Origin of the sequence: Candidatus Seongchinamella marina, from assembly GCF_026262685.1 — a bacterium.
Classification (GTDB): Bacteria; Pseudomonadota; Gammaproteobacteria; order Pseudomonadales; family Halieaceae; genus Halioglobus; species Halioglobus marinus.
On sequence record NZ_SHNP01000001.1, the window covers coordinates 828,178 to 851,267 of the forward strand.

The 23,090-nt window shown below is 54.7% G+C and carries 23 protein-coding genes; 14 read left to right on the top strand and 9 right to left on the bottom strand.

What is annotated here, in order from left to right; all coding sequences use genetic code 11:
- The first annotated feature begins 4 nt into the window (after window positions 1–4).
- Window positions 5–1,309 carry a sodium ion-translocating decarboxylase subunit beta gene (locus EYC87_RS03640; protein WP_279251664.1) on the top strand — a complete coding sequence of 435 codons (1,305 nt, stop codon included), beginning with the start codon at window positions 5–7 and terminating at the stop codon, window positions 1,307–1,309.
- A gap of 3 nt (window positions 1,310–1,312) precedes the next feature.
- Window positions 1,313–1,714, top strand: a complete 402-nt coding sequence (locus EYC87_RS03645; RefSeq protein WP_279251665.1) for an acyl-CoA thioesterase — start codon at window positions 1,313–1,315, stop codon at window positions 1,712–1,714.
- Here EYC87_RS03645 and EYC87_RS03650 read toward each other — a convergent pair.
- The 5 genes from EYC87_RS03650 to EYC87_RS03670 all read right to left on the bottom strand — a co-directional run bounded on the left by EYC87_RS03650 (window position 1,711) and on the right by EYC87_RS03670 (window position 4,956).
- A complete protein-coding gene (locus EYC87_RS03650) occupies window positions 1,711–2,307 on the bottom strand; it encodes a nuclear transport factor 2 family protein (protein WP_279251666.1) in 597 nt (198 codons plus the stop codon). The genes EYC87_RS03645 and EYC87_RS03650 overlap by 4 nt on opposite strands.
- Entirely contained in the window at window positions 2,246–3,007 is a 762-nt protein-coding gene (locus EYC87_RS03655; RefSeq protein ID WP_279251667.1) for a pyridoxine 5'-phosphate synthase, read from the bottom strand. Before EYC87_RS03655 ends, EYC87_RS03650 begins: the two co-directional genes overlap by 62 nt.
- Window positions 3,004–3,576 carry a peptidylprolyl isomerase gene (locus tag EYC87_RS03660; RefSeq protein WP_279251668.1) on the bottom strand — a complete coding sequence of 191 codons (573 nt, stop codon included), beginning with the start codon at window positions 3,574–3,576 and terminating at the stop codon, window positions 3,004–3,006. The genes EYC87_RS03655 and EYC87_RS03660 overlap by 4 nt, the downstream gene beginning before the upstream one ends.
- A gap of 10 nt (window positions 3,577–3,586) precedes the next feature.
- Entirely contained in the window at window positions 3,587–4,255 is a 669-nt protein-coding gene (locus EYC87_RS03665) for a TIGR04211 family SH3 domain-containing protein (protein ID WP_279251669.1), read from the bottom strand.
- 122 nt (window positions 4,256–4,377) lie between these two features.
- Entirely contained in the window at window positions 4,378–4,956 is a 579-nt protein-coding gene (locus tag EYC87_RS03670; RefSeq protein ID WP_279251670.1) for a septation protein A, read from the bottom strand.
- A 101-nt stretch (window positions 4,957–5,057) separates the two neighbouring features.
- Between EYC87_RS03670 and EYC87_RS03675 the strand changes: the two genes are divergently transcribed.
- The 5 genes from EYC87_RS03675 (at window position 5,058) to rluB (ending at window position 9,358) form a co-directional block, all read left to right on the top strand.
- Window positions 5,058–5,912 (top strand): PHP domain-containing protein, encoded by an 855-nt coding sequence (locus EYC87_RS03675; protein ID WP_279251671.1) that lies wholly within the window; start codon window positions 5,058–5,060, stop codon window positions 5,910–5,912.
- The gene (locus EYC87_RS03680) at window positions 5,909–6,532 is read left to right on the top strand and encodes an L-threonylcarbamoyladenylate synthase (RefSeq protein ID WP_007229041.1); all 624 of its coding nucleotides are present in this window, start codon (window positions 5,909–5,911) and stop codon (window positions 6,530–6,532) included. Before EYC87_RS03675 ends, EYC87_RS03680 begins: the two co-directional genes overlap by 4 nt.
- A gap of 149 nt (window positions 6,533–6,681) precedes the next feature.
- The gene (locus tag EYC87_RS03685) at window positions 6,682–7,488 is read left to right on the top strand and encodes a segregation and condensation protein A (protein ID WP_083793555.1); all 807 of its coding nucleotides are present in this window, start codon (window positions 6,682–6,684) and stop codon (window positions 7,486–7,488) included.
- Between the two features lies 1 nt (window position 7,489).
- Entirely contained in the window at window positions 7,490–8,449 is a 960-nt protein-coding gene (gene scpB / locus EYC87_RS19420) for an SMC-Scp complex subunit ScpB (RefSeq protein WP_341474970.1), read from the top strand.
- A gap of 12 nt (window positions 8,450–8,461) precedes the next feature.
- The gene (gene rluB, locus EYC87_RS03695; protein ID WP_007229057.1) at window positions 8,462–9,358 is read left to right on the top strand and encodes a 23S rRNA pseudouridine(2605) synthase RluB; all 897 of its coding nucleotides are present in this window, start codon (window positions 8,462–8,464) and stop codon (window positions 9,356–9,358) included.
- Between the two features lie 29 nt (window positions 9,359–9,387).
- Here rluB and EYC87_RS03700 read toward each other — a convergent pair whose 3' ends face one another.
- Genes EYC87_RS03700 through EYC87_RS03715 form a run of 4 tightly spaced genes read right to left on the bottom strand, consistent with a single transcriptional unit; the run spans window position 9,388 to window position 12,909 of the window.
- Entirely contained in the window at window positions 9,388–10,146 is a 759-nt protein-coding gene (locus tag EYC87_RS03700) for a YciK family oxidoreductase (RefSeq protein ID WP_279251672.1), read from the bottom strand.
- Window positions 10,147–10,161: 15 nt separating this feature from the next.
- Window positions 10,162–10,827 carry an HAD family hydrolase gene (locus tag EYC87_RS03705; RefSeq protein WP_279251673.1) on the bottom strand — a complete coding sequence of 222 codons (666 nt, stop codon included), beginning with the start codon at window positions 10,825–10,827 and terminating at the stop codon, window positions 10,162–10,164.
- Window positions 10,824–11,534, bottom strand: coding sequence for a bifunctional 2-polyprenyl-6-hydroxyphenol methylase/3-demethylubiquinol 3-O-methyltransferase UbiG (gene ubiG / locus EYC87_RS03710; protein ID WP_279251674.1), 711 nt, complete (start codon window positions 11,532–11,534; stop codon window positions 10,824–10,826). The genes EYC87_RS03705 and ubiG overlap by 4 nt, the downstream gene beginning before the upstream one ends.
- Before the next feature lie 7 nt (window positions 11,535–11,541).
- Window positions 11,542–12,909 carry a TRZ/ATZ family hydrolase gene (locus EYC87_RS03715; RefSeq protein WP_279251675.1) on the bottom strand — a complete coding sequence of 456 codons (1,368 nt, stop codon included), beginning with the start codon at window positions 12,907–12,909 and terminating at the stop codon, window positions 11,542–11,544.
- Window positions 12,910–13,181: 272 nt separating this feature from the next.
- Between EYC87_RS03715 and gyrA the strand changes: the two genes are divergently transcribed.
- The 7 genes from gyrA (at window position 13,182) to rpsA (ending at window position 22,993) form a co-directional block, all read left to right on the top strand.
- The gene (gene gyrA / locus EYC87_RS03720) at window positions 13,182–15,842 is read left to right on the top strand and encodes a DNA gyrase subunit A (protein ID WP_279251676.1); all 2,661 of its coding nucleotides are present in this window, start codon (window positions 13,182–13,184) and stop codon (window positions 15,840–15,842) included.
- A gap of 59 nt (window positions 15,843–15,901) precedes the next feature.
- Window positions 15,902–16,981, top strand: coding sequence for a 3-phosphoserine/phosphohydroxythreonine transaminase (serC, locus tag EYC87_RS03725; RefSeq protein WP_279251677.1), 1,080 nt, complete (start codon window positions 15,902–15,904; stop codon window positions 16,979–16,981).
- Window positions 16,982–16,985: 4 nt separating this feature from the next.
- Entirely contained in the window at window positions 16,986–18,113 is a 1,128-nt protein-coding gene (pheA, locus tag EYC87_RS03730; RefSeq protein WP_279251678.1) for a prephenate dehydratase, read from the top strand.
- A gap of 7 nt (window positions 18,114–18,120) precedes the next feature.
- Window positions 18,121–19,026: a prephenate dehydrogenase/arogenate dehydrogenase family protein gene (locus EYC87_RS03735; protein WP_279251679.1), complete on the top strand. Its 906-nt coding sequence runs from the start codon at window positions 18,121–18,123 to the stop codon at window positions 19,024–19,026.
- A 164-nt stretch (window positions 19,027–19,190) separates the two neighbouring features.
- Window positions 19,191–20,495: a 3-phosphoshikimate 1-carboxyvinyltransferase gene (aroA, locus tag EYC87_RS03740; protein ID WP_279251680.1), complete on the top strand. Its 1,305-nt coding sequence runs from the start codon at window positions 19,191–19,193 to the stop codon at window positions 20,493–20,495.
- On the top strand, window positions 20,495–21,175 hold the full coding sequence (gene cmk / locus EYC87_RS03745; RefSeq protein WP_279251681.1) for a (d)CMP kinase: 681 nt from the start codon (window positions 20,495–20,497) through the stop codon (window positions 21,173–21,175). The genes aroA and cmk overlap by 1 nt, the downstream gene beginning before the upstream one ends.
- A gap of 141 nt (window positions 21,176–21,316) precedes the next feature.
- Window positions 21,317–22,993: a 30S ribosomal protein S1 gene (gene rpsA / locus EYC87_RS03750; protein WP_279251682.1), complete on the top strand. Its 1,677-nt coding sequence runs from the start codon at window positions 21,317–21,319 to the stop codon at window positions 22,991–22,993.
- The last annotated feature ends 97 nt before the right edge of the window (window positions 22,994–23,090 follow it).

Below are 23,090 nucleotides of genomic sequence, written 5' to 3' on the forward strand. Positions count from 1 at the left end.
GCGCATGGAAAATCTCTTACAACTTTGGAATTCCTCTGGTCTGGCACAGATAGGACCCGGACAGGCATTTATGCTGGTTATCGGCTTGCTGCTGCTGTTTCTCGCTATCCGCAAAGGCTTCGAGCCCCTGTTGCTGGTCCCTATTGGTTTTGGCGGAATCCTGGCTAATATTCCCGGTGCCGGGTTGGCTTACTCTGCTGTTGAAAATGCCGTACAGGGCGCTGATCCTGCATTAATGTTGGACTTTGCCCGGGTGCTTGGAGTGGCGGCAACACAAAGCGCTAAAGAATTATTGACGGCCTATGCTGCCAGCGATTCCGCTACCCATTTGGCCATCCAGCAGTTGGCCATGGACGCCGGCTACGGCAATGGCATGCTGTACAGTTTTTATTCTGTAGCCATTGCCAGTGGCATTGCTCCATTGGTGATTTTTATGGGAGTGGGCGCGATGACGGATTTCGGACCACTATTAGCGAATCCTAAAACGCTTTTCCTCGGCGCCGCTGCCCAGTTCGGTATTTTTGCGACCGTCATTGGCGCGGTGTTTCTGACCTCTATTGGCTGGATGGATTTCAGTATCTCCGACGCCGCCGCTATAGGTATTATCGGCGGCGCTGATGGCCCAACGGCAATTTACGTTTCCAGCGTGCTGGCCCCGGAATTACTTGGCGCTATTGCCGTGGCAGCGTATTCATACATGGCACTGGTGCCCATGATCCAGCCGCCGATTATGCGCGCATTGACCACCGAAGGTGAACGCAAAATTGAAATGGTGCAGCTACGCCCTGTTTCCCAGCGAGAGAAGATTGTTTTTCCGCTGGTGCTGTTGATCATGGTCGCCTTCCTGCTGCCCGATGCCGCGCCTCTGCTGGGTATGTTTTGTTTTGGTAACCTGATGAAAGAATGTGGCGTTGTGGATCGCCTGTCAGATACCGCACAGAATGCGTTAATCAATATCACCACTATTTTTCTCGGTTTGTCTGTGGGTTCCAAGCTGGTTGCTGATAAGTTTCTCGATGTAAATACTCTGGGTATTCTGGGGCTGGGTATTATTGCGTTCGGTATTGGTACTGCCTCCGGCATTTTAATGGCCAAACTGATGAATCGCTTTGGCAGCACACCCATCAATCCGTTAATCGGTTCTGCTGGCGTATCGGCTGTGCCGATGGCGGCACGCGTTAGTAATAAGCTTGGCCTGGAAGCAAATCCCCACAACTTCCTGCTCATGCATGCGATGGGCCCCAACGTTGCCGGGGTGATCGGTTCTGCGGTTGCCGCTGGTGTAATGATCAGTTTGGTAGGAGGATAATCAGTGTCGGACTTAACGGTGGTCATTAGCCCGCGTTTTTACGAGACCGATGCCCAGGGGCATATCAGCAATGTCAGTATCGTAGGCTGGTTTGAGGCAGCGAGAACATCGCTGCTCACTCGCGTGCTGGCGGACGACGTCAGCTCTCAGGTTCAGTGGATGCTGGCAAACGTGAACATCGACTACCTGGCCGAAACCTATTTTGGTAGTGATGTAACGATAGTCCTCGATAAAGTCACGGTCGGCAACACTTCACTGATCATGGATTGTGTGATGACCCAAGAGGGCAGGGAGTGTGTTCGCGGGCGGGCGGTGCTGGTTAATATCGACCCTGACAGCCGCAAGAAACAGCCGGTTTCGGATGAGCTACGACGTAAGATCCAGGGATTGCTTCCCGAGGGCTAGCGCTCTCCCCAGTTGATTAATTTGAAAAATGAATAGGATGGATCTGCTGGGCCGGGCTTGCCGATGTGCGAGCCTGCCAGCAGCGGGTGATCCAACTGCACCGTCGATGGAGAGTCAACGGTGGCCCAGTCGGCTACCACGGCCTTGGCACTGAATTTCCATACGCCATCTCGCTTTTCGTAGCGATCGAAATAGCGGCCACCGATTAATAAGTCGATGGGCTCTGAGTCAGTACTTATTCGGTGGAAAGCCAGAACGTATATCTCCCCTTCAGCATAATCTCCGTCAAGGACGATATTGAGGTTGGTGACGTTGTGGTGAAGAATTTCCATTGGAGCCTGTATTTCAGGCAATTTGTCGATGAACTCGCTGGCCAGTCCCTTGAAAAAACCACCGTGATCGTCGGTGGCATCCGGGTGGTAAAGGGCTCTCAGCTTTTGATGGTCATGACGGTCAGATGCATTGCAATAAGCATAGACGAGATCGGTGATCTCTTGCTTGTCGATAAGTGCCTGTAGTCGGGCGTCCAGTTTATTTCCCCAAGGCTTGTTGATAGGCAGCCACAGTCGGTGCCAGGCCCATACGGATGGCATCTACTGTTAAGGCGTGGCCAATTGAGACTTCCAAAAGGCCCGGGATTTGAGCGAAGCGGGGCAAATTTTTCAGGTCCAGATCATGACCTGCATTAACGCCCAGGCCTTCTTCAGCCGCAACTTCGGCGGCTGTCATGAAAAAATGCAGCGTCTCTTCCAGCTCTTTTCCGCTTTTAAAGGCGTCCGCATAAGTTTCGGTATACAGCTCAATGCGATCAGTACCGGTCTGCGCTGCTAGACGAATCTGCTCAGGGTCAGGGTCCATAAACAAGCTGGTACGAATGCCCAGCGACTGCAGCTGTTCAATTAGCGGGGCAACTGTATCGCCATCTTTTTTCAGGTCGAAGCCATGATCAGAGGTCAATTGGCTATCGGTATCTGGTACCAGTGTGCACTGGGCGGGACGGATCTCTTTTACCAACGCCATGAAGCCGGGATAGTCGCCCACACCAGAGCGATCACTTTTGCGCGGACCGGTCATGGGATTACCTTCAATGTTGAATTCAACAGTCAGCATACCGGCCAGATCGAAGCAATCCTGCGTGCGGATGTGGCGCTGGTCTGGGCGAGGGTGGACAGTAATGCCGTCTGCGCCCGCGTCGATACACATTTGTGCGTGCCCCGGCACGCTGGGATTAGTGGTGTCCCGTGAATTACGTATCAGCGCAACCTTATTGAGATTGACGGACAGGGCGATCATAGCGCGGACTTACGAGTCACCTCGATAATGCTAATAGCTTCAACGGGCACATTCTGGTGGGCCCCTGCAGGACCTGTGGGGGCAGTCACGATATAGTCCACCACGCTCATGCCAGAGATGACCTCGCCAAATACGGTGTAACCCGGGTTGCTGGGCGTCCAATCTAGGCGCAGGTTGTTGCGCACGTTGACGAAAAACTGGGAGGTGGCTGAGTCGGGGTCGTTAGTGCGCGCCATTGCCACGGTGCCCCGGGTATTATGCAGCCGATTTCTGGATTCACTGGCGATGGGGTCGCGGGTTTCTTTCTCGCTCATATCGGGCAGGAATCCTCCACCCTGGACCATAAAGTCAGGAATGACCCGGTGAAAAATAGTGCCGTCGTAGTAACCGTCATCCACATAAGTCATGAAGTTTTCTACCGTGACGGGCGCTTTGTCCCTGAATAGACGCAGGGTGAATGTACCCTCGGTGGTTTTTACGCTGACAATGGGGTTTGGCAGGTGAGTTTCTTCTGCTACAACCAGGGGGACTGTCACCAGCGCAATAACAGTGAATAAAGTACGCAACATGATCAATCTCCTATGCCCAGCTTGAGCTCTTGCGGCGCTTGGGCCACAAGCGCGGTACTACCAGAGTGATAAACACGCCCATCATTACAGCCAGGGCACCGTTAATAAAGTCTTCGCTCTTCAAATTATCCTGTAGGCGCAAATTTTCCGCTTCCAACATGTCGACCCCTGCGCGCAGGTTTTCTGTCTCTTCAATCAGTCGGCGATTGTCGGTATCCAACTGCATGGCTTTGCCGGAAACCTGCTGTAAATTAGACAGTTCCTGTGAAACGTCACCCAGCTCCGAGTCAGAGGAATTAATTTTTTTGAGCAGCTCAAGTTTTTCGGCTTCCAATGCCGCCACCTGATTGTTGAGCTCGGCGTTTTCGGTGCTCAGTTTTGCGGCACGGGCTTCAGCTGCAGGCAACCTGACCTGAGCGGGAGTGTCACTACTGAGAAATTCGGTGCTCACCCAGCCGGTAGTGCCGCGATCAGTGGTGACTTCAGCCCATTCACCATCTTCGGCGGTGCCTGCCATACGCAGGCGAGTGCCCGGCGTCAGCTTGGCAACCCAGCGATACTCTGCGCCGGGACCCTTATGCAGGACAACAAAAACCTCGTCGCTTACGTATTTTACAGCCTGCGCTTGAGCGGGCAGGGCGGCGAAAACAAAGGCAATAACAGAAAGGTAACGCAACAAAACTGAATTCCTCGATAGCGTTGTAGAAAAGCGGCGCTAGTGTACCGCTGATATGGTGTTATTTGTAAGAGCCAATACTGCTGTGTGCACAGTTGATCTGTGTCAGTCTGAGGCAGTCGATGTCAGGAGGGCTCTTCTTTCAGGTGAGGGCTGATCAGGATCGCCGTCAGTATGGTCAATAGCAGGGTAAAGCCAAGAGCGGAATACAGCTTGTAACTCACCCATGTGGCTTCCGAGAATCTGTAGGCGACCACAAGATTCAGCGCGCCGACAATGGCAAAATTACTGACCCACAGTAAGTTAAGTTTTGTCCAAATGGGTTTCGGCAGGCGAACTTGGCTACCCAGGGTGCGCTCCATCAAGTTTTTCTCGCCAACGAATTGCGATACGCCAAAGGCGATAGCCAACACCCAATTAAAAATAGTGGGCTTCCACTGAATGAACATTTGATTGCGCAGCAGCAGTGTAGCCCCGCCAAAAATAAGCACCGCCAGTAACATCCACATGGCGCGCTTTTCAAACTCCCGGGTGAAAGCATAAGTCAGCACTACTTGCAGCAGCGTGGCCGCCATCAGTACGGCGGTGGCAGTAAAAATGCCATCAAAGGTAAAACTCCACTGTCCAGCAGAGATAGTTTCACCGTTGAGTTGATAGGCGATAAAGAACAGGGCGATGGGTATGAATTCTGCCAATTGCTTCATGGTGCGGCGGGTACCTTGACTGTTATTATGGGAGTAATTCCCGGGCTAATGTTTACGGTCGATCAGTTTAGCTGGCGACCAGATGAGCAAGTGTAAAGATTGTGTTGATTGACTTCCACACCCATACAACCGCTTCCGATGGCGCTCTTACTCCAGCAGAGATGCTGGGGCGTGCTGCCGAGGCCGGAATCGAGCTACTTGCGATTACTGACCACGATACGATGGCTGGGTATCTCGCGGCCGCGGCGCTAGGTGCCAAATACCCCAATGTGGGTCTGGTGCCGGGGGTCGAGTATTCCTGCCGTTGGTCGGGAACCACCATCCACGTGGTTGGACTGGGCATGGATTGCGAGCACCCGGCGATGCGTGAAGGCCTGGCCATGCTGGGTCAAGCCCGTCGGGAGCGGGGCATCAAGATTGCCCAGCGGCTGGAGGCCAAAGGATTCCAAGGAGCGTTGGCCGGCGCATTGGCTGAGGCCGGCGAGAGCCAGTTGGGTCGCCCTCATTTTGCCAGCTGGATGGTGGGCCAGGGGCACGTGAAGGATCATAGTGAGGCCTTTGATAAGTATCTTGGGCAGGGAAAAACTGGCGATGTAAAGGCTTTCTGGCCGGAGCTTGCCGACGTCGTACAATGGATTGTGCAGGCCGGGGGTGCCGCAGTGATTGCCCACCCACTGAAATACAGATTCACCCGAATGAAACTGCGTAGGTTGGTGATTGACTTCCGTGAGGCTGGTGGCCAGGCGATTGAAGTCCTCAGCGGTCGCCAGACCCCGGATCAGACTGGTCAGTTGCAGCGGCTGGCAAATGAATTTCAACTGGAGGTTTCTGCTGGCAGTGATTTCCATCGTGACGGCCCCTACAGTCCCGCCCTGGGTATAGAATTGAGCCGTCTTCAATCCCCGCTTGGTGTATGGCAGCGCTGGCAGCGCATGAACGGTGAGGTTGAGCAGTGAGCCAATTCTTTCAGATCCATCCTGATAACCCCCAGGCGCGCCTGGTGAGGCAGGCAGTGGATATTATTCGAGCCGGTGGCGTGGTGGTGTATCCAACCGACTCCGCCTATGCGATTGGGTGCCACATTGGCGATAAAAATGCACTGGATCGGATTCGTCGTATTCGGAAGCTCGCGGACCGGCACAACTTCACTCTGGTCTGCCGTGACTTGTCTGAGATCGCAACCTATTCCCGGGTGGATAACGCGGATTATCGAATGCTCAAGGCCTGTACGCCCGGTCCCTACACTTTTATTCTCAAGGCCACGTCTGAGGTCCCGCGACGGCTGATGCACGCCAAGCGCAAAACGGTAGGCCTGCGAGTGCCGGACAACAATATTACCCAAGCCCTGCTGACAGACCTTGGCGAGCCCATGATGAGCGTTACGCTGATCATGCCCGGCGATGAATATCCGCTTATAGATCCCTATGATATCCGCGAGACCTTGCAGCACGATGTCGACCTGGTGATAGATGGAGGTTATTGCGGGATGGAGGCCACCACGGTGGTTGATCTGGTAGACGAAACCCCGCTGGTTTTGCGCGCTGGCAAGGGAGATATTGCCCCATTTGAGGATTGATCAGGTATACTGGGTTCTAGATAACTACAGGTAGGCCAGTGTCAGTCAACGAACCCAAATCCGAAGCGCAGGGCGGACCTCAGGAAGCAACTTCCGAAGCAGCTTCCACGGCGAACAACGACCAGCCTGACGCGCCAGCCAAGCCCGCTATGACGACTAACGAAGCCCACCCGCAGCAAGGTGAAATGCCCTTTGCCGTAGTGATGGGGCAGGCAGTGACTGAGTTGCCTAAGGACCTTTACATCCCGCCGCAAGCACTTGAGGTATTCCTTGAGGCTTTTGAGGGCCCTCTGGACCTTTTGTTGTACCTGATCAAGCGCCAGAACCTGGACATCCTTGAGATAGACGTCTCCAAGATCACCGAACAGTACATGCATTACGTGGATTTAATGGACGCGATGCAGTTCGAGTTGGCGGCAGAATATTTGCTGATGGCGGCAATGCTGGCGGAGATTAAATCGCGGATGCTGCTGCCGCGCTCCTCGGAGCTGGAGGAGGATGAAGAAGACCCGAGAGCGTTGTTGATTCGGCGTTTGCAGGAATATGAGCGCTTCAAGAAGGCGGCTGAAGATATCGAAGATATACCGCGCATAGAGCGGGATACCTGGGTGGGAAGTGCCAATCCACCGGATATCAACCGGGCCAGGCCGGACCCGGATGTAGACATGCGCGAGTTGCTAGTCGCTCTGGGAGAGGTATTGCGCCGTGCAGATATGTTCGAGAGCCATCACATCCAACGGGAAGCTCTATCCACTCGAGAGCGTATGTCGGATGTGCTGGAAAGTCTGGCCGGTAAACAGTTCGTTCCCTTCGTGGCCTTGTTCTCAGCGGAAGAGGGGCGTTTAGGGGTTGTGGTGACTTTTCTGGCGGTGATGGAATTGATGAAAGAAGCGCTGGTGGAAATTGTGCAGACCGATTCCTTCGGTCCTATCCATATTAAGGCAAGGTCGGAATAAGATGTCTGAAACAGGACTGGTACAGATCATTGAAGGCGCGCTGTTGGCGGCGGGAAAGCCCATGACGGTAGCGCAGCTGGCGGAGCTGTTTGAAGAGCAGGAGCGGCCCGACAATGCGCTTATTCGAGAGACCCTGAAAGAAGTCGCAGAGCGCTGCGATAACCGTGGATTTGAGCTGATAGAGGTCGCCAGCGGGTTCCGCTTTCAGGTTCGCCAGTCTCTGAGTCCGTGGGTTGCGCGGCTGTGGCAGGAGCGCCCGGCCAAGTACTCCCGCGCCATGCTGGAAACACTTGCCTTGATAGCCTACCGTCAGCCCATCACCCGTGGCGAGATCGAAGAAATTCGTGGCGTGGCGGTGAGCTCCAATATTATTAAGACGCTGCACGAACGGGAATGGATTCGGGTCGTTGGTCATCGGGATGTTCCCGGGCGACCCGCGATGTATGCGACCACCCGACAGTTCCTTGATTATTTTAATTTGAAGAACCTTGATCAGCTGCCCGCGCTGGCGGAAATTCGCGATCTGGATACGCTCAATGCTGAGTTGGGTTTCACTGATCCCATGCCAGACTCCGCAAAGAACGATGGTGAGAGTGACGAAGCACCGGGTCTCACCGTGGTTGGCGGTACCGATCATGAGCCCGAAAGCGGAGTTGACGCAGCAGCCGACGAGGATGTCGGGTTGGCAGCAGACATTGACGCTGAAGCGCAAGTTAGTGAACCAGAAGAACAAGTGGAAACTGAGCCCGCGGTCGCAGCCGACCAGTCAGGCGCTCAAGTAGGCGATGCGGAGACTGAAGAAGTCGAGCCCCGAAGCATTGAGGACCTTGCCGATGCGCTTGACGGATTGGACGCGCCACACGAGGAAAGTGAAGCTGCGACAGCAAGTGAGCCCCAGAGCACTCTTGCCGATTTAAACAGTGATGCAGTCGAGGCTGTGAAGCCCGACAGCCAGGCCTGAGCATAAATCATCATGGCAGATAAACCCCAGCCCGGGACTACCGAGGACGCCCCGGCGAAATCACTCCCCGGAGAGAAGCTACAAAAGGTGCTCGCCCGCACGGGCCTTGGTTCACGTCGAGAGATGGAGCGTTGGATCGAGCAAGGGCGAGTCAGTATTGACGGCAAACCTGCGACCCTGGGTGATCGAGTTACCCATCGGGAACGCATCAGTGTGGATGGGCGTCCGGTCAATACGACTCCCGCACAGGAAACTCGATGTATTCTGTATCATAAGCCCACCGGTGAGGTGTGCTCCCGCAAGGATCCGCAGGGGCGCCGCACAGTGTTTGAGCGCTTGCCCAAGCTGAAGTCCGGTCGCTGGATTTCCATCGGCCGACTAGACTACAACACCTCGGGCCTGTTGCTGTTTACCACCGACGGTGACCTGGCCAACAAACTGATGCATCCCTCCTCCAATATAGAACGTGAATATATGGTGAGGGTCATGGGTGAGTGGAAGGAGGATATGCTGCAGCGCTTGTTGGATGGGGTGATGCTGGAAGACGGCGTTGCCCGTTTTAGCGATATTCAGGACGGTGGTGGCGATGGCATTAATCACTGGTTCTACGTGGTTATCATGGAAGGCCGAAACCGAGAGGTGCGTCGGCTGTGGGAGTCACAAGGCTTAACCGTTTCCCGTCTCAAACGGGTCCGCTATGGCGAAGTCTTCATCCCTTCCAAAGTGAAACAGGGGCAATGGGTTGAACTTGCAGGCAAAGAGATCAAGTCTTTGTATCGAATGGCCGATCTACCGCTTAAGGACATGAAGCGCGGAACCATCAAGGAACGCGAAAAGATGGAGCGTCAGTTTTCCAAGCGGAAAGGGCCGGGCGGTTCTTCCGCCCGTTCTGGGCGCAAACCGCGCTGACTTTGCTTCGGGCTGCGACCGGAAATTGTCTATTGGGCGTTGAAAGAAATACCGGTAGATCCAATGCTGTCCTCACCCATCAAATAGAGGTAAACCCCCATGATGTCCTCGGGTGCCGGGTTGTCAGTTGGGTTTTCGGCGGGGAATGCTGTCCTGCGCATTGCGGTATTGGTACCACCGGGATTGATGCAGTTCACCCGAATGCTGGAGGTATTCTCCAGCTCCGAAGCGAGCACCTGCATAAAGCCCTCGGTGGCAAACTTCGACACACAATAGGCACCCCAAAACGCTTTGCCAATCCGTCCGACACCGGAAGAGGTCAAGATGATTGAGGACGAGGGTGCGGTCTGTAGCATTGGTAGCAGACGTCGAGTCAATACAAACTGCGCATTAACGTTCACCTGCATCACTTCCTGCCAGACAGCGTAGCTAGAGCTTTCTATGGGCCGGCGTTCCCCCAACAGACTGGCATTGTGCAGTAATCCGTCTAGATGCCCGAACTCTTCCGCAAGGCCCTGGGCCAGTTGAACGCACTGGTCATCAGTGACCTGGGACAGGTCCATGGTCACCAGCCCCGGCTTGGGGTGTCCGGCAACTTCGATCTCATCGTAAACCGCCTCCAGTTTGCTCTCTGTCCGTCCCAGTAGCACGACGGTGGCACCATGGGCCGCATAGGTAAGCGCAGCGACACGGCCAATGCCGTCACCGGCCCCGGTGACGAGGACGGTTTTGCCGGACAGTAGTTCCGGTGTTGCCTGGTAGTTGCGGGGCGCGGGCTGGATATTCATGCTGAAGTTCCGGTGTTACAGGTTAAAAATGAGTTCGGCTAAGTTTTTGCTGTCGCTGATCAGTGCATCTGCGCCCCAGCTAGAGGGCTCATCATCGGCTTCGATATAGCCGTAGGCGGCGGCAATGGTGTACATGCCGGCACGCTTCCCCGCCTCAATGTCGCGCAAGTGGTCGCCGACGTAAATTGCTTCATGCGGCGCACAGCCGAGGTCCCGGCAGTTGCGGTAAAGCGATTCAGGATGAGGTTTGCGATCTTTAACGTCATCGGGGCAGACCAGACTGGGGCAGGGCGGGAGATCAATTTTTGCCATTAGCGGCTCGGCGTAAGCCCTGGGCTTATTGGTCGCTACTCCCCAGGAGATGTTGCGTTTGGCCAGCTCAGCCAGTAGGAGCGAAATACCGGGATAGGGCTTTGCCTCGCTGCCTAACACTTCCGAGTAAAGCTCCAGCAGGCGCAGTCGCTTACTTTCGAAAATAGCGTCATTTGGGTCCAGTCCCAGCCCCAGGCATACCAGTGCTCTTGCGCCATTGGAAACGGAAGCGCGTATACGTAGCGGATCCATTGCTGCCATCCCGTGCTCGGCACGTAGCTGTTGCACGACGACCACGAATTCGTCAGCGGTATCGACCAGGGTGCCATCGAGGTCGAACAACACGGCCTTTAGGTTATCTGATTTCACGCGGGTTTTACCGTATGAACCATGTAGTTAACACTGACGTCGCGGGGGTTGAGCCGGTAGGTTCGAGTAATGGGGTTATAGGTTAGACCTGTCATATCCTCAAGCACCAGGCCTGCGTCGCGTATCCAGCCTGCCAATTCCGACGGTTTAATGAATTTATCGTACTCGTGGGTGCCAGCCGGTAGTAGCCTCAGAATGTGCTCAGCGCCGACGATAGCAAACATAAATGCCTTGGGGTTCCTGTTGATGGTGGAGAAGTAGAGCGCTGCGCCTGGCTTGGCCATGTCGGCGCAGGCTTTGATGACAGCGCCCGGATCGGGCACATGCTCAAGCATCTCCAGGCAGCATACAATGTCGAAGCTTGCCGGTGCTTTTACTGCCAGCTCTTCGGCTGTGCTCTGGAAGTAATCCACGTCTACGCCGGACTCCAGCTGATGCAGCTTGGCCACCGCAAGCGGCGCTTCGCCCATATCTATCCCGGTGACCTTTGCGCCACGTTGGGCCATGGCTTCCGCCAGAATGCCACCACCGCAACCCACGTCCACCAGGCGCTGGCCGGACACCGGCGAATAGCGATCGATATAATTGGCGCGCAGTGGGTTGATGTCATGTAGCGGTTTGAATTCGCTGTTGCGGTCCCACCAGCGAGAGGCCATGGCCTCGAATTTGGCGATTTCCGCAGGATCTACGTTAGCTTCGGATGTCATGTGGTCTCTAGTCGTTGGAGCTGATTTTTTCCTGCCAGGCAGCAGTGCGAGCCAGCAGGTCTTTGATGTTGATATGGGCAGGCACCCCCTCTTTCAACACGGAGGCACCGGCCACCCAGCTGTGGCTCACCTGGTTGCCGTTACAGGCGTACACCAGCTGTGATAGCGGGTTGTAAAGAGGCTGGCATTCTGGACCGGAAAGATCAACGGCGATGATGTCTGCCTGTTTTCCCATTTCCAGGCTGCCGATTTGTTGATCCATGCCCATCGCCCGAGCGCCTCCCATAGTTGCCATGTACAAGCTTTCCGAGGCAGGCAAGGCCGCTGCATCGCCCGCTATCAACTTGCCCAGCATGGCAGCAGATTGCATTTCGCCGAACATATTGAGGTCGTTATTGCTTGCAGCGCTGTCGGTACCCAGCGCGACATTAACTCCCTGAGCTAATAATTTGGTCGTGGGGCAGGCGCCAGATGCCAGCTTCATATTCGATTGCGGACAATGAACCACATGGGCAGCGGTAGCCGCAAGTAGCGCGATATCCTGGTCGCCCAGGTCAGTCATATGCACGCACTGGGTGCGAGGACCGAGAAGTCCGATGGCGTTAAGCGTATCCAGAGGGCGTTCCCCATGCTCTTCCACGGCAGCGAGCACTTCGCCTTGCGTTTCATGGAGGTGAATCTGGATGGGGATATCCAGTTCCGCCGCCAGGGTGGCTACTTTTTGCAAGTTGGGTTTAGACACGGTGTACGGCGCGTGAGGTCCAAATCCAACAGTAATCAGCTCTTGATGTTTGAGGTCATCGCGCAGCCGCAGGCCCTTACTAATATATTCATCAGCGTCCCGAGCCCAGGCGGTGGGGAAGTCCAGGATTGGGAAAACGATCTGGCAGCGAATACCAGCACTGATTGTAGCTTCTGCGCAGGCGTCCGGGAAAAAATACATATCGCTAAACGTGGTGGTACCACTGCGCAGCATTTCTGCAATAGCCAGTTCGGTACCGTCGCGAACGAAGCTATGGCTCACATGCTTCCCTTCCGCTGGCCAAATGTGTTGTTCCAGCCAGGGCATTAGCGGCAGGTCATCGGCGTAACCGCGCAGCAGACTCATGGCGGCGTGGCCGTGCAGATTGACCAGTCCCGGCATCAGGGCCTGTCCGGGAAGGTCGAGTTCTTCGCCGGTCTGGAGTTTCCTCGTTTGTGCTCTGGGCAGAATGTGGCTAATGCGCCCATCGGTGATCGCCAGACTGTGTTTTTCCAGCGTCACGCCACGTGGCACGACAGGCACAATCCAGTCCGGGTGGAGCAGGGTATCGACGGCTGAATTTGTGGCGCTCATAAGGTCCCGTTTCTCAGTGCTGACAGGTTGGATTTGCATAAAATTTCGCCATTGGCGAAGGCTTCAGCGACAATCACCGGAAGCGAAGCAAAGTATAACCTCAGGAGCGCCTGAATGTCGGCGAAATTCTTTAAAAACATGGTAGTTACGGCGTTAATTCCGTATAATTTCTGGCTTGTATTTCGAGGCGTGAAAGCTTGTCTTTGCGGCTCTGCTGAGGTCCGTTTCGGTGCCTTTATCGGAGCGGGCTCGCCGTCGCAGATAACGTAATAATAAGTCCGTTTATCAGGACCTGAAGGAAACAGTTTTACATGGGTGATTTAGCCAAAGAAATTCTTCCCGTCAATATCGAAGACGAGATGAAGCAGTCCTATCTCGATTACGCAATGAGCGTCATCGTAGGACGAGCGCTTCCAGATGTGAGGGACGGCCTCAAGCCCGTGCACCGTCGTGTGCTCTTCGCGATGAATGAACTGAACAACGATTGGAACAAAGCTTACAAAAAGTCGGCTCGCGTGGTCGGTGATGTGATCGGTAAATATCACCCCCACGGCGATTCAGCGGTTTACGACACCATCGTGCGCATGGCTCAGCCTTTCTCTATGCGCTACCTGATGGTGGACGGCCAGGGTAATTTCGGCTCCGTAGACGGCGATAATGCGGCAGCCATGCGTTACACCGAAATTCGGATGAAGAAAATCTCTCATCAGATGTTGGCAGATCTCGATAAAGAGACCGTTGATTTTGTCGACAATTATGACGGCACTGAAAGAATTCCCGCGGTACTCCCTACCCGAGTTCCTACCCTGCTGGTGAATGGTTCCTCCGGTATCGCTGTGGGTATGGCGACCAATATCCCGCCGCACAACCTCACGGAAGTGGTCAGCGGCTGTCTGGCACTGCTGGGTGATCCCGACCTGACAGTCGACGAGTTGATGGAGCATATTCCAGGTCCTGATTTTCCAACGGGAGCCATTATCAATGGTCGCGCCGGCATTATTCAGGCCTATCGCACTGGCCGTGGTCGAATTTATGTTCGCGCCCGCGCTGAAGTCATCCACGACGAAAAGCGCGGCAAAGATATTATTATTGTTCATGAGATTCCCTATCAGCTAAACAAGGCGAAGTTGATTGAGCGCATTGCCGAACTGGTAAAAGAGAAGAAAATCGAGGGGATTACTGAACTGCGGGACGAATCTGACAAGGATGGCTTGCGGGTTGTTATCGAGCTCCGTCGTGGTGAGGTCGGAGACGTTGTACTCAATAACCTGTACGCCCAAACACAGCTGCAATCTGTTTTTGGCATCAACATGGTTGCTTTGGTAGATGGCCAGCCAAAAATTCTCAACCTGAAAGAAATTCTGGAAGCTTTCGTGCGTCATCGTCGAGAGGTTGTGACGCGTCGTACGGTCTACTTACTGCGCAAAGCGCGTGAGCGTGGTCACCTGCTGGAAGGCCTGGCCATTGCACTGGCCAATATCGATCCGGTCATTGAGTTGATAAAAGCTTCTCCCAGCTCTGCGGAAGCAAAAGAGAAGTTGATTGCTCGTTCCTGGCGCCCCGGCGACGTGACCGGCATGTTGGAACGCGCGGGAGATGACGCTTGCCGTCCGGATGAACTGGATCCGCAGTTTGGTCTGCGTGACGGGCTTTATTACCTGTCGCCAGCCCAGGCACAGGCGATTCTGGAATTGCGCCTGCACCGCCTGACAGGCCTTGAGCACGAGAAGCTGCTCAACGAGTACGAGGAAAAGCTGCGTGAAATTGCAGAGTACCTTGAAATTCTTTCCGACGCTGACCGTCTGAAAGCGGTTATTCGCGAAGAGCTGGAAGAAATCGTGACTGAGTATGGCGACGAGCGCCGTACCGAAATTACCGCGTCCCAGCACGACCTGACGGTGGAGGACCTGATCACCGAGGAAGATCGTGTTGTGACCATTTCCCACGGTGGTTATGCCAAAACCCAGCCCCTTACCGATTACCAGGCGCAGCGCCGCGGCGGTATGGGTAAGTCGGCGACGGCAGTGAAGGATGAGGACTTCGTCGAGCATCTGCTGATCGCCAGTACGCATGCGACTATTTTGTGTTTCTCTAACCTGGGCAAGGTCTACTGGCTCAAGGTTTACCAGATCCCTCTGGCGGGGCGGAATTCCCGTGGCCGACCAATGATTAACTTGCTGCCGCTGGAAGAGGGCGAACGGGTAACGTCCATTCTTCCGGTGGAAGATTACACAGAGGGGCATTACATCTTCATGGCTACCGCCAGCGGTACAGTGAAGAAGACGGCGCTGACTAACTTTGCCCGCCAACGCAGTGTTGGCCTTCGTGCCCTTGAGCTGGAAGAAGGCGATGTGCTCGTCGGTACCGCCGTAACCACCGGGGATTGCGATGTTATGCTACTTTCCAGTGAAGGCAAGGCGGTGCGCTTCAAGGAAGGCGATGTGCGGGCAATGGGCCGCACAGCCCGCGGAGTGCGCGGCATTAAACTCGGCGACGGCCACGAGATGATTTCCCTGATTATTCCACGCGAGGGTGGACGAGTGCTGACAGTGTCTGAAAACGGCTATGGCAAGCGCACCGAAATGAGCGAGTTCCCCACCAAGGGCCGAGGCACGAAGGGTGTGATCGCGATGCAAACTTCAGAGCGCAATGGCACGCTGGTTGGCGCAGTTCAGGTCTTTGATGGCGATCAGCTGATGCTGATTTCCAATCAGGGCACTCTGGTTCGCACCCGGGCTGATGAGATTTCGGTTCTGGGTCGTAACACTCAGGGCGTGCGCGTTATCCGCACCAAGACCGATGAGTCATTGGTGAGTGTCGAGCGCATTGAAGAGCCTGAAGACGACGATGAGCTCGCCGCTGAAGCACTGTCAGAGGGGGTGGATGAGACAGCCGCGCCTGCAGCGACAGAGGATGATCAAGGTGAGCAGGCATCACCCCAAGAGCCTGAAGAACCCGAAGAGGACGCCTGAAGCGTCGATTGATGTCAGCCCCGTTATGACGGGGTATACGAACTGATGAGATAGTTGCTATGACCCGCTGTTACAACTTTTGTGCAGGCCCAGCTGCACTACCCGTGCCTGTTCTCGAGCGAGCCAGGGACGAAATGCTGAATTGGCACGGGGCTGGTTTGTCTATTATGGAGATGAGTCACCGCAGCACGGAAGTGATGGGTGTAGCAGCGCGTGCTGAAAGCGCGCTGCGCGAGTTGATGGGTGTTTCTGATGACTATGCCGTATTGTTCCTGCAGGGTGGTGCCAGCACCCAGTTTTCTGCTGTGCCCCTGAACCTGTTAGGTGAAGACGGGGTAGCGGATTACGTGAATACCGGGCAGTGGTCGAAGAAGGCGATTGCTGAGGCGAAGCGTTTTGGTGCTGTAAACGTAGCTGCAAGCTCCGAGGACGCAAAGTTTTCCACCATCCCTCCGCGAGAGGACTGGAAGCTGTCAGACAATGCAGCTTACCTGCATTACACCCCGAATGAGACGATTGGCGGTGTGGAATACTTCTGGGTGCCCGAGGTTGATGCACCGCTGGTGGTGGACATGTCTTCTACTATATTGTCGCGGCCGGTCAACGTCGCTGACTATGGCGTGATTTATGCGGGGGCTCAGAAAAACATTGGCCCTGCAGGCTTAACCCTGGTGATTGTCAGGCGGGACTTGCTGGGTAAAGCTGATGCAAAATGTCCAGCCATGCTCAATTGGCAGAAGGCGGCTGATAACGATTCCATGTACAACACGCCTCCGACTTTTGCCTTATATCTTGCAGGGCTGGTGTTCGATTGGCTGCAGGAGTGCGGTGGACTGGCGGCAATGGAAGTCATTAATCGTCGCAAGGCCCAAAAACTGTATGCCGCCATTGATGACTCGCCGTTCTACGCCAATCCCGTCGAAATACCGAGCCGTTCTTTGATGAACGTGCCCTTTACGCTGGCGAATGACGCGTTGGATAAGCAGTTTCTGGCTGAGGCAGATGCAGCGGGTCTGCTCAACTTGAAGGGACATCGCTCGGTAGGTGGTATGCGCGCCAGTATTTATAATGCAGTCGGTGAAGACGCGGTAGATACATTGATCGCATTCATGAACGACTTCGAGCAACGCAACGGATAAGCCGATGGCGGATTCAGAAGACAATAGAAGTCTACAAGAGGTCAGGGTCGCCATCGACGCCATTGATCAGGAGATTCAGGCGCTGATCAGTCGCAGGGCGAAGTGCGCCCAGCGCGTTGCAGAAATCAAGTTGACCGAGGTGCAGGCTGCGCTGGAGGCGGGCGACGCCGATGCGGAGGTGGTTTATTATCGCCCCGAGCGCGAGGCCCAGGTGCTCAAGCGCATCATTGATCGCAACGAGGGCCCCCTGGAAGGGGAGACTGTTGCGCACATCTTCCGCGAAATTATGTCCTCTTGTCTGGCGCTGGAAAAACCCTTGCAAGTAGCATTTCTCGGCCCTGAGGGAACCTTTACCCAGGCTGCAGCCATTAAGCATTTCGGTCATGCGGGCATTTGCGTGCCCCAGCCAACTATCGATTCGGTTTTCTCTCAAGTGGAGTCCGGTGACTGTAATTATGGGGTAGTGCCCGTGGAGAACTCGACTGAAGGTATGGTGAGTCATACGCTGGATAATTTCATGGACTCTGGCCTTAAAATTTCCGGCGAAGTGGAGATGGCTATTGCCCACCATCTTCTAGTCGCTGGTCACAACGAGAAGGACAAAATTGTCAAAATCTGTGCCCATCAGCAGGCTCTGGCCCAGTGCCGAAATTGGCTGGACGCTCATTGGCCTCACGTAGAGCGGGAGGCAGTGAGTAGCAACGGAGAGGCGGCACGGCTGGCGCTGGAGAACCCCGGGGTGGCTGCAATTGCTGGCGATATTGCCGCAGACCTTTATGGTCTGGAAAAGTTAGCTGAGCATATTGAAGACTATGCTGATAACACTACGCGATTCCTGATCATCGGTCGCGAAGAAGTGCCACCCTCAGGTAGGGATAAAACCTCTATTATCGTGTCTAGCCGCAATAAGCCGGGCGCTTTGTTTACCCTGCTGGACCCTTTCCGTAAAGCAGGCGTCAGTCTTACTCGCATCGATACCAGGCCCTCACGCACCGAAAAATGGGCTTACGTTTTCTTTATTGAGTTCGAGGGTCATCTTCAGGACGCTAACATCGCCGGCATTGTGAACGACCTAGAGGAGCAATCGATTTTGCTTAAGCCTCTGGGCTCTTACCCGCGGGCTGTGCTGTAACATTCCCATGTCAAAACGTGTAAATACTGTAGCCATTCTCGGCCTTGGCCTCATCGGCGGCTCTCTGGCGAGAGCGTTGCGGGAGCGAGACTTTTGCGAACGCGTCATTGCTTACGGGCATCGTGAGCCCTCTCTGCGTCGCGGCAAAGAGATGGGGATCATTGACGACTACACGCTGGATTTAGACGAGGTCGTCGACCGTGCTGATATCCTGGTTATTTGTACGCCAACCCTGATTGCTGCCAATGTGCTGGCTGAAATATTGCCACGGCTTGAGGGTCGAGATAACGCACCTGTAGTGACGGATGCTGCCAGCGTGAAAGGTAGCTTGATGACGGCGGCGGTTAAGGCTTGTCACGGAGAGTTCCCGCCTCGATTTGTGATGGGTCACCCTATCGCAGGTTCCGAGCGCAGCGGCGTTGAGGCGTCCAGAGCAGACCTGTATGAAAACCATCGGGTGATTATTACCCCTGTGAAAGAAAACGATCCGTCTGCGTTAAGCCTGGTTCGGGATATGTGGGCGGCCACTGGCGCTGAGGTAGTGGATATGGATGTGGCGCAGCATGACGCTGTGTTGGCTGCTACCAGTCATTTGCCCCATGTGCTGGCCTACGCTTTGGTCGATGCCCTGGCGCAGACAGAGGGCAGCGAAGATGTTTTTCGCTGTGCCGCAGGAGGCTTTCGGGACTTTACCCGAATAGCATCTTCTGACCCGGTGATGTGGCGTGATATTGCTATCGCCAACAAGTCGGCACTACTGGACGCCATAGATTTGTTCAGTGACCACCTCGGTCAATTACGCACGGCAGTAGCGAGCGAGGATGCAGACGGTATGCATGAAACCTTCACCCGGGCCAAGGCTGCGCGGGACCGATTTTCGGTCATCCTTGCAGAGCGCGGTCAGGACAAATAAACCAGGCTGTTATTCGGCTCTAAAATAGCGGCAGATTTGAGTATCAGGCGGGAGTTTCCACTGGAAATACCGCGGGATTAAACGTTTAGGTCACCCCTGCGCAGGCCCGGGTCCAGAGTGATTGGATTCTCCTGTGTCTGGCTGACGTTGCTGGGATCAACCCAATGGAATTCAAACTATTACCGGGCGGCACTATCAGTGGCGAAGCTCGTGTCCCGGGAGACAAGTCGATGTCTCACCGTTCGATTATGCTCGGCGCCCTGGCAGAGGGCACTACCCGTGTCAGCGGTTTTCTGGAAGGGGATGACGCGCTGGCGACGTTGGCAGCATTTCGTGCTATGGGAGTAAGCATTGAACGCCATGGCGAAGGTGAGGTCGTCGTTCATGGTGTGGGTCTACACGGACTGGCAGCGCCTGATGGGCCTCTGGATCTGGGTAATGCCGGCACCGGTATGCGCTTAATGTGCGGGTTAATGGCTGGCCAGCCCTTTGATACGGTGCTCACTGGCGATGCATCGCTTTGCTCACGTCCAATGGGACGAGTAATCGATCCGCTCAGGTTAATGGGCGCAAAAATCGATGCTCAGGAAGGAGGCCGTCCTCCCCTGAAAATCACTGGTGGCAGTCAGTTAAAGGGTATTCATTACGATCTGCCAATGGCCAGCGCGCAGGTCAAGTCTTGCGTGCTGTTGGCAGGCCTCTATGCCCAGGGGCGAACGTCTGTGACTGAGCCAGCTCCCACTCGAGATCATACTGAGCGCATGTTGCGCGGTTTTGGTTATGAAGTGAAACGGGAAGGTGAGGTGATTAGCCTGCAGGGCGGCGGCAGCCTGAAAGCGGCCGATATTGATGTCCCGGCTGATATTTCCTCTGCAGCATTTTTTCTGGTGGCGGCGAGTATTACTCCCGGCTCGGATTTGTTGCTCACGCACGTGGGCATTAACCCCACGCGCATCGGTGTGCTCAATATCCTTAACTTGATGGGCGCCGATATTACTCTCAAAAACGAACGGGAAGTGGGCGGTGAGCCGGTTGCGGATATCCAGGTGCGTTATGCGCCTCTTCATGGGGTCGATATACCCGAAGACCAGGTGCCCCTGGCTATCGATGAGTTTCCTGCATTGTTTATCGCCGCAGCCTGCGCCCAGGGTCGGACAGTACTTCGCGGGGCAGAGGAATTGCGAGTAAAAGAAAGTGATCGTATTGCAGCAATGGCCGAGGGTTTAAACACGCTGGGGGTCAATAATGAAGTGCTGGAGGACGGCATCATCATTGAAGGTGGCACTATTGGCGGCGGCGAGATTCGCACGCACATGGACCACCGCATTGCCATGGCCTTTTCGATTGCAGCGCTGCGCGCAGAACAGGAGATTGTGGTGCTCGATTGTGATCATGTCGCCACTTCCTTTCCGGGCTTTGACGCTCTGGCCCGTGGTTTGGGTCTGCAAATAATAGTGCAGGCGGATTGATGACTGTCGCTCAGGTTATTACCGTTGACGGCCCCAGTGGGGCGGGCAAAGGGACTGTCAGTCACTTGCTGGCGAATAAACTGGGCTGGCGGCTTTTAGACAGTGGAGCTCTCTACCGGGTGACCGGACAAGCCTGCTTGATCGAAGGGGTCAGCTGGGCGGACCATCAGGCGGTTACTGATATCGCCAGGCATCTGGACGTGAGTTTTAGTGCCGCTGATACAGGCGAGATACTGGTCGCTTATAAAGGTCGTGACGTATCTGCCGCCATTCGCACTGAAGAGGGTGGTCGTGGTGCCTCCACCGTAGCGGCAATCCCAAGCGTTCGCGAGGCGCTGTTGGCCCGCCAACGCGATTATTTGCAGCCTCCGGGCCTGGTGGCTGATGGGCGCGACATGGGTACAGTCGTATTCCCTGACGCCGCCCTTAAATTTTTCCTCACAGCGTCAGCCGCTGAGCGCGCCGAGCGTCGCTATAAACAATTGATTGCAAAGGGGGAAAGTGTTAGTCTCCCGCGCCTTCTCGACGACATCGAGGAGAGAGATGCGCGTGATTCGAGTCGTAGTGTCTCTCCCCTGGTGCCCGCTGAGGACGCCATTGTCATCGACAGTACCGCCACACCCATTGAACATGTGTTCGATCTGGTGGTGCAGAAAGTGACAGAAAAAGGTCTAACTTAGCGCTTAAAAGCAGCTATCTCCTTTTAAACGGCAGAAACATCGTTGCGTCGGCTGAATCCAGTCAGCGCCTACGCTGCGATGTACATTAACAACCCCGCACCGGCTGGAGGCGCGGACGACCAAACCTACAGGTAATGTGTAATGAGCGAATCCTTCGCCGAACTATTTGAAGAAAGCCTTAAAACCGTTGATATGAAGCCAGGCGCCATCGTCACTGGCGTTGTTATCGACATTGATAGCGATTGGGTAACAGTACATGCGGGCCTTAAGTCCGAAGGCGTTATCCCTCGTTCCCAGTTCATCGACGCCGCTGGCGAATGTGCCCTTAATATCGGAGACGAAGTTCAAGTTGCATTGGAGTCCGTAGAAGACGGCTTCGGTGAGACCAAACTATCCCGTGAGAAGGCCAAGCGCGCCGAAGCGTGGAAAGAGCTGGAATCTGCTCATGAAGCAGAAGAAGTTGTTATCGGTATTATCAACGGCAAGGTCAAAGGTGGCTTCACGGTTGATATCAATACTATCCGTGCTTTCTTGCCTGGCTCTCTGGTCGATGTACGTCCAGTGCGTGAGACGACACACCTGGAAGGCAAAGAACTGGAATTCAAGGTCATCAAGCTGGACCAGAAGCGCAACAATGTCGTAGTTTCCCGCCGCGCGGTCATGGAAGCGGCGAACTCTGAAGAGCGCGAAGCTCTGCTGGAAACACTGCAAGAAGGTATGTCTGTCAAGGGTATCGTCAAGAACCTGACAGACTACGGCGCATTTGTTGACCTGGGTGGCGTAGACGGCCTGTTGCACATTACCGATATGGCCTGGAAGCGTATCAAGCATCCTTCCGAAATCGTGGAAGTGGGTCAGGAAATCGACGTCAAGATCCTCAAGTTCGACCGAGAGCGCAACCGCGTTTCCTTGGGACTTAAGCAACTGGGTGAAGATCCTTGGGTCGAAATCACCGGTCGCTACCCTGAGGGCAGCCGCGTCAATGCCAAGATCACCAATCTGACCGACTACGGCTGCTTTGCCGAATTGGAAGAGGGTGTGGAAGGTCTGGTACACGTTTCTGAGATGGACTGGACTAACAAGAATGTACACCCCTCCAAGATCGTCAACCTTGGCGACGAACTAGAGGTGATGGTTCTGGATATCGACGAAGAGCGTCGTCGTATTTCACTCGGTATCAAGCAGTGCCAGCAAAACCCTTGGGACGCATTTGCCTCCAAGTGTCAGAAGGGCGACAAGATCTCAGGATCTATCAAGTCGATTACTGACTTTGGTATCTTCATCGGTTTGGAAGGCAATATTGACGGATTGGTTCACCTGTCCGACATCAGCTGGAATGAGACTGGCGAAGAAGCAGTTCGCAACTACAAAAAGGGCGACGAGATTGAGACCGTCATTCTTTCCATCGATCCTGAACGTGAGCGCATTTCACTGGGCGTCAAGCAGTTGGAAGACGATCCCTTCGGCAACTACGTTTCTGAAAACGATCGCGGTTCCATCGTCACTGGTGAAGTAATCGAAGTCGATGCTAAAGAAGTGATCATCAAGCTCGCTGACGAGGTGGAAGGTGTCCTGAAGGCTTCTGATATCTCTCGCGATCGTGTGGAAGATGCTCGTAACTCCTTCAAAGTTGGCGATTCAGTAGAAGCCAAGATCACCTCCGTGGATCGTAAGAACCGTGGCGTTGCGCTGTCTATTAAAGCCAAGGACTATGAAGATGAGAAGGAAGCGGTTAAGTCACTGAAAGAAGCTGAGCAAGAAACAGCTTCTCCAGGTACTATCGGCGACCTGATCAAGGCCCAGATGGCAGACAAGTAATATTGTCACTTCGTCGGGCTAAGGGCCCGACGCCATTTAAAGGGCTCACTTCGGTGGGCCCTTTTTGGTTCTGGGGCAGGGCTGTCTGGCTGTCGAG

Coding starts and splice junctions, on each gene's coding strand:
- pheA (WP_279251678.1), top strand. CDS start 16,986: ATGGCGGATTCAGAAGACAATAGAAGTCTACAAGAGGTCAGGGTCGCC.
- ubiG (WP_279251674.1), bottom strand. CDS start 11,534: ATGACATCCGAAGCTAACGTAGATCCTGCGGAAATCGCCAAATTCGAG.
- scpB (WP_341474970.1), top strand. CDS start 7,490: ATGTCTGAAACAGGACTGGTACAGATCATTGAAGGCGCGCTGTTGGCG.
- serC (WP_279251677.1), top strand. CDS start 15,902: ATGACCCGCTGTTACAACTTTTGTGCAGGCCCAGCTGCACTACCCGTG.
- rluB (WP_007229057.1), top strand. CDS start 8,462: ATGGCAGATAAACCCCAGCCCGGGACTACCGAGGACGCCCCGGCGAAA.
- EYC87_RS03685 (WP_083793555.1), top strand. CDS start 6,682: ATGACGACTAACGAAGCCCACCCGCAGCAAGGTGAAATGCCCTTTGCC.
- EYC87_RS03670 (WP_279251670.1), bottom strand. CDS start 4,956: ATGAAGCAATTGGCAGAATTCATACCCATCGCCCTGTTCTTTATCGCC.
- EYC87_RS03735 (WP_279251679.1), top strand. CDS start 18,121: ATGTCAAAACGTGTAAATACTGTAGCCATTCTCGGCCTTGGCCTCATC.
- EYC87_RS03660 (WP_279251668.1), bottom strand. CDS start 3,576: ATGTTGCGTACTTTATTCACTGTTATTGCGCTGGTGACAGTCCCCCTG.
- EYC87_RS03640 (WP_279251664.1), top strand. CDS start 5: ATGGAAAATCTCTTACAACTTTGGAATTCCTCTGGTCTGGCACAGATA.
- gyrA (WP_279251676.1), top strand. CDS start 13,182: ATGGGTGATTTAGCCAAAGAAATTCTTCCCGTCAATATCGAAGACGAG.
- EYC87_RS03700 (WP_279251672.1), bottom strand. CDS start 10,146: ATGAATATCCAGCCCGCGCCCCGCAACTACCAGGCAACACCGGAACTA.
- EYC87_RS03655 (WP_279251667.1), bottom strand. CDS start 3,007: ATGATCGCCCTGTCCGTCAATCTCAATAAGGTTGCGCTGATACGTAAT.
- rpsA (WP_279251682.1), top strand. CDS start 21,317: ATGAGCGAATCCTTCGCCGAACTATTTGAAGAAAGCCTTAAAACCGTT.
- EYC87_RS03650 (WP_279251666.1), bottom strand. CDS start 2,307: ATGCCATCCGTATGGGCCTGGCACCGACTGTGGCTGCCTATCAACAAG.
- aroA (WP_279251680.1), top strand. CDS start 19,191: ATGGAATTCAAACTATTACCGGGCGGCACTATCAGTGGCGAAGCTCGT.
- EYC87_RS03715 (WP_279251675.1), bottom strand. CDS start 12,909: ATGCAAATCCAACCTGTCAGCACTGAGAAACGGGACCTTATGAGCGCC.
- cmk (WP_279251681.1), top strand. CDS start 20,495: ATGACTGTCGCTCAGGTTATTACCGTTGACGGCCCCAGTGGGGCGGGC.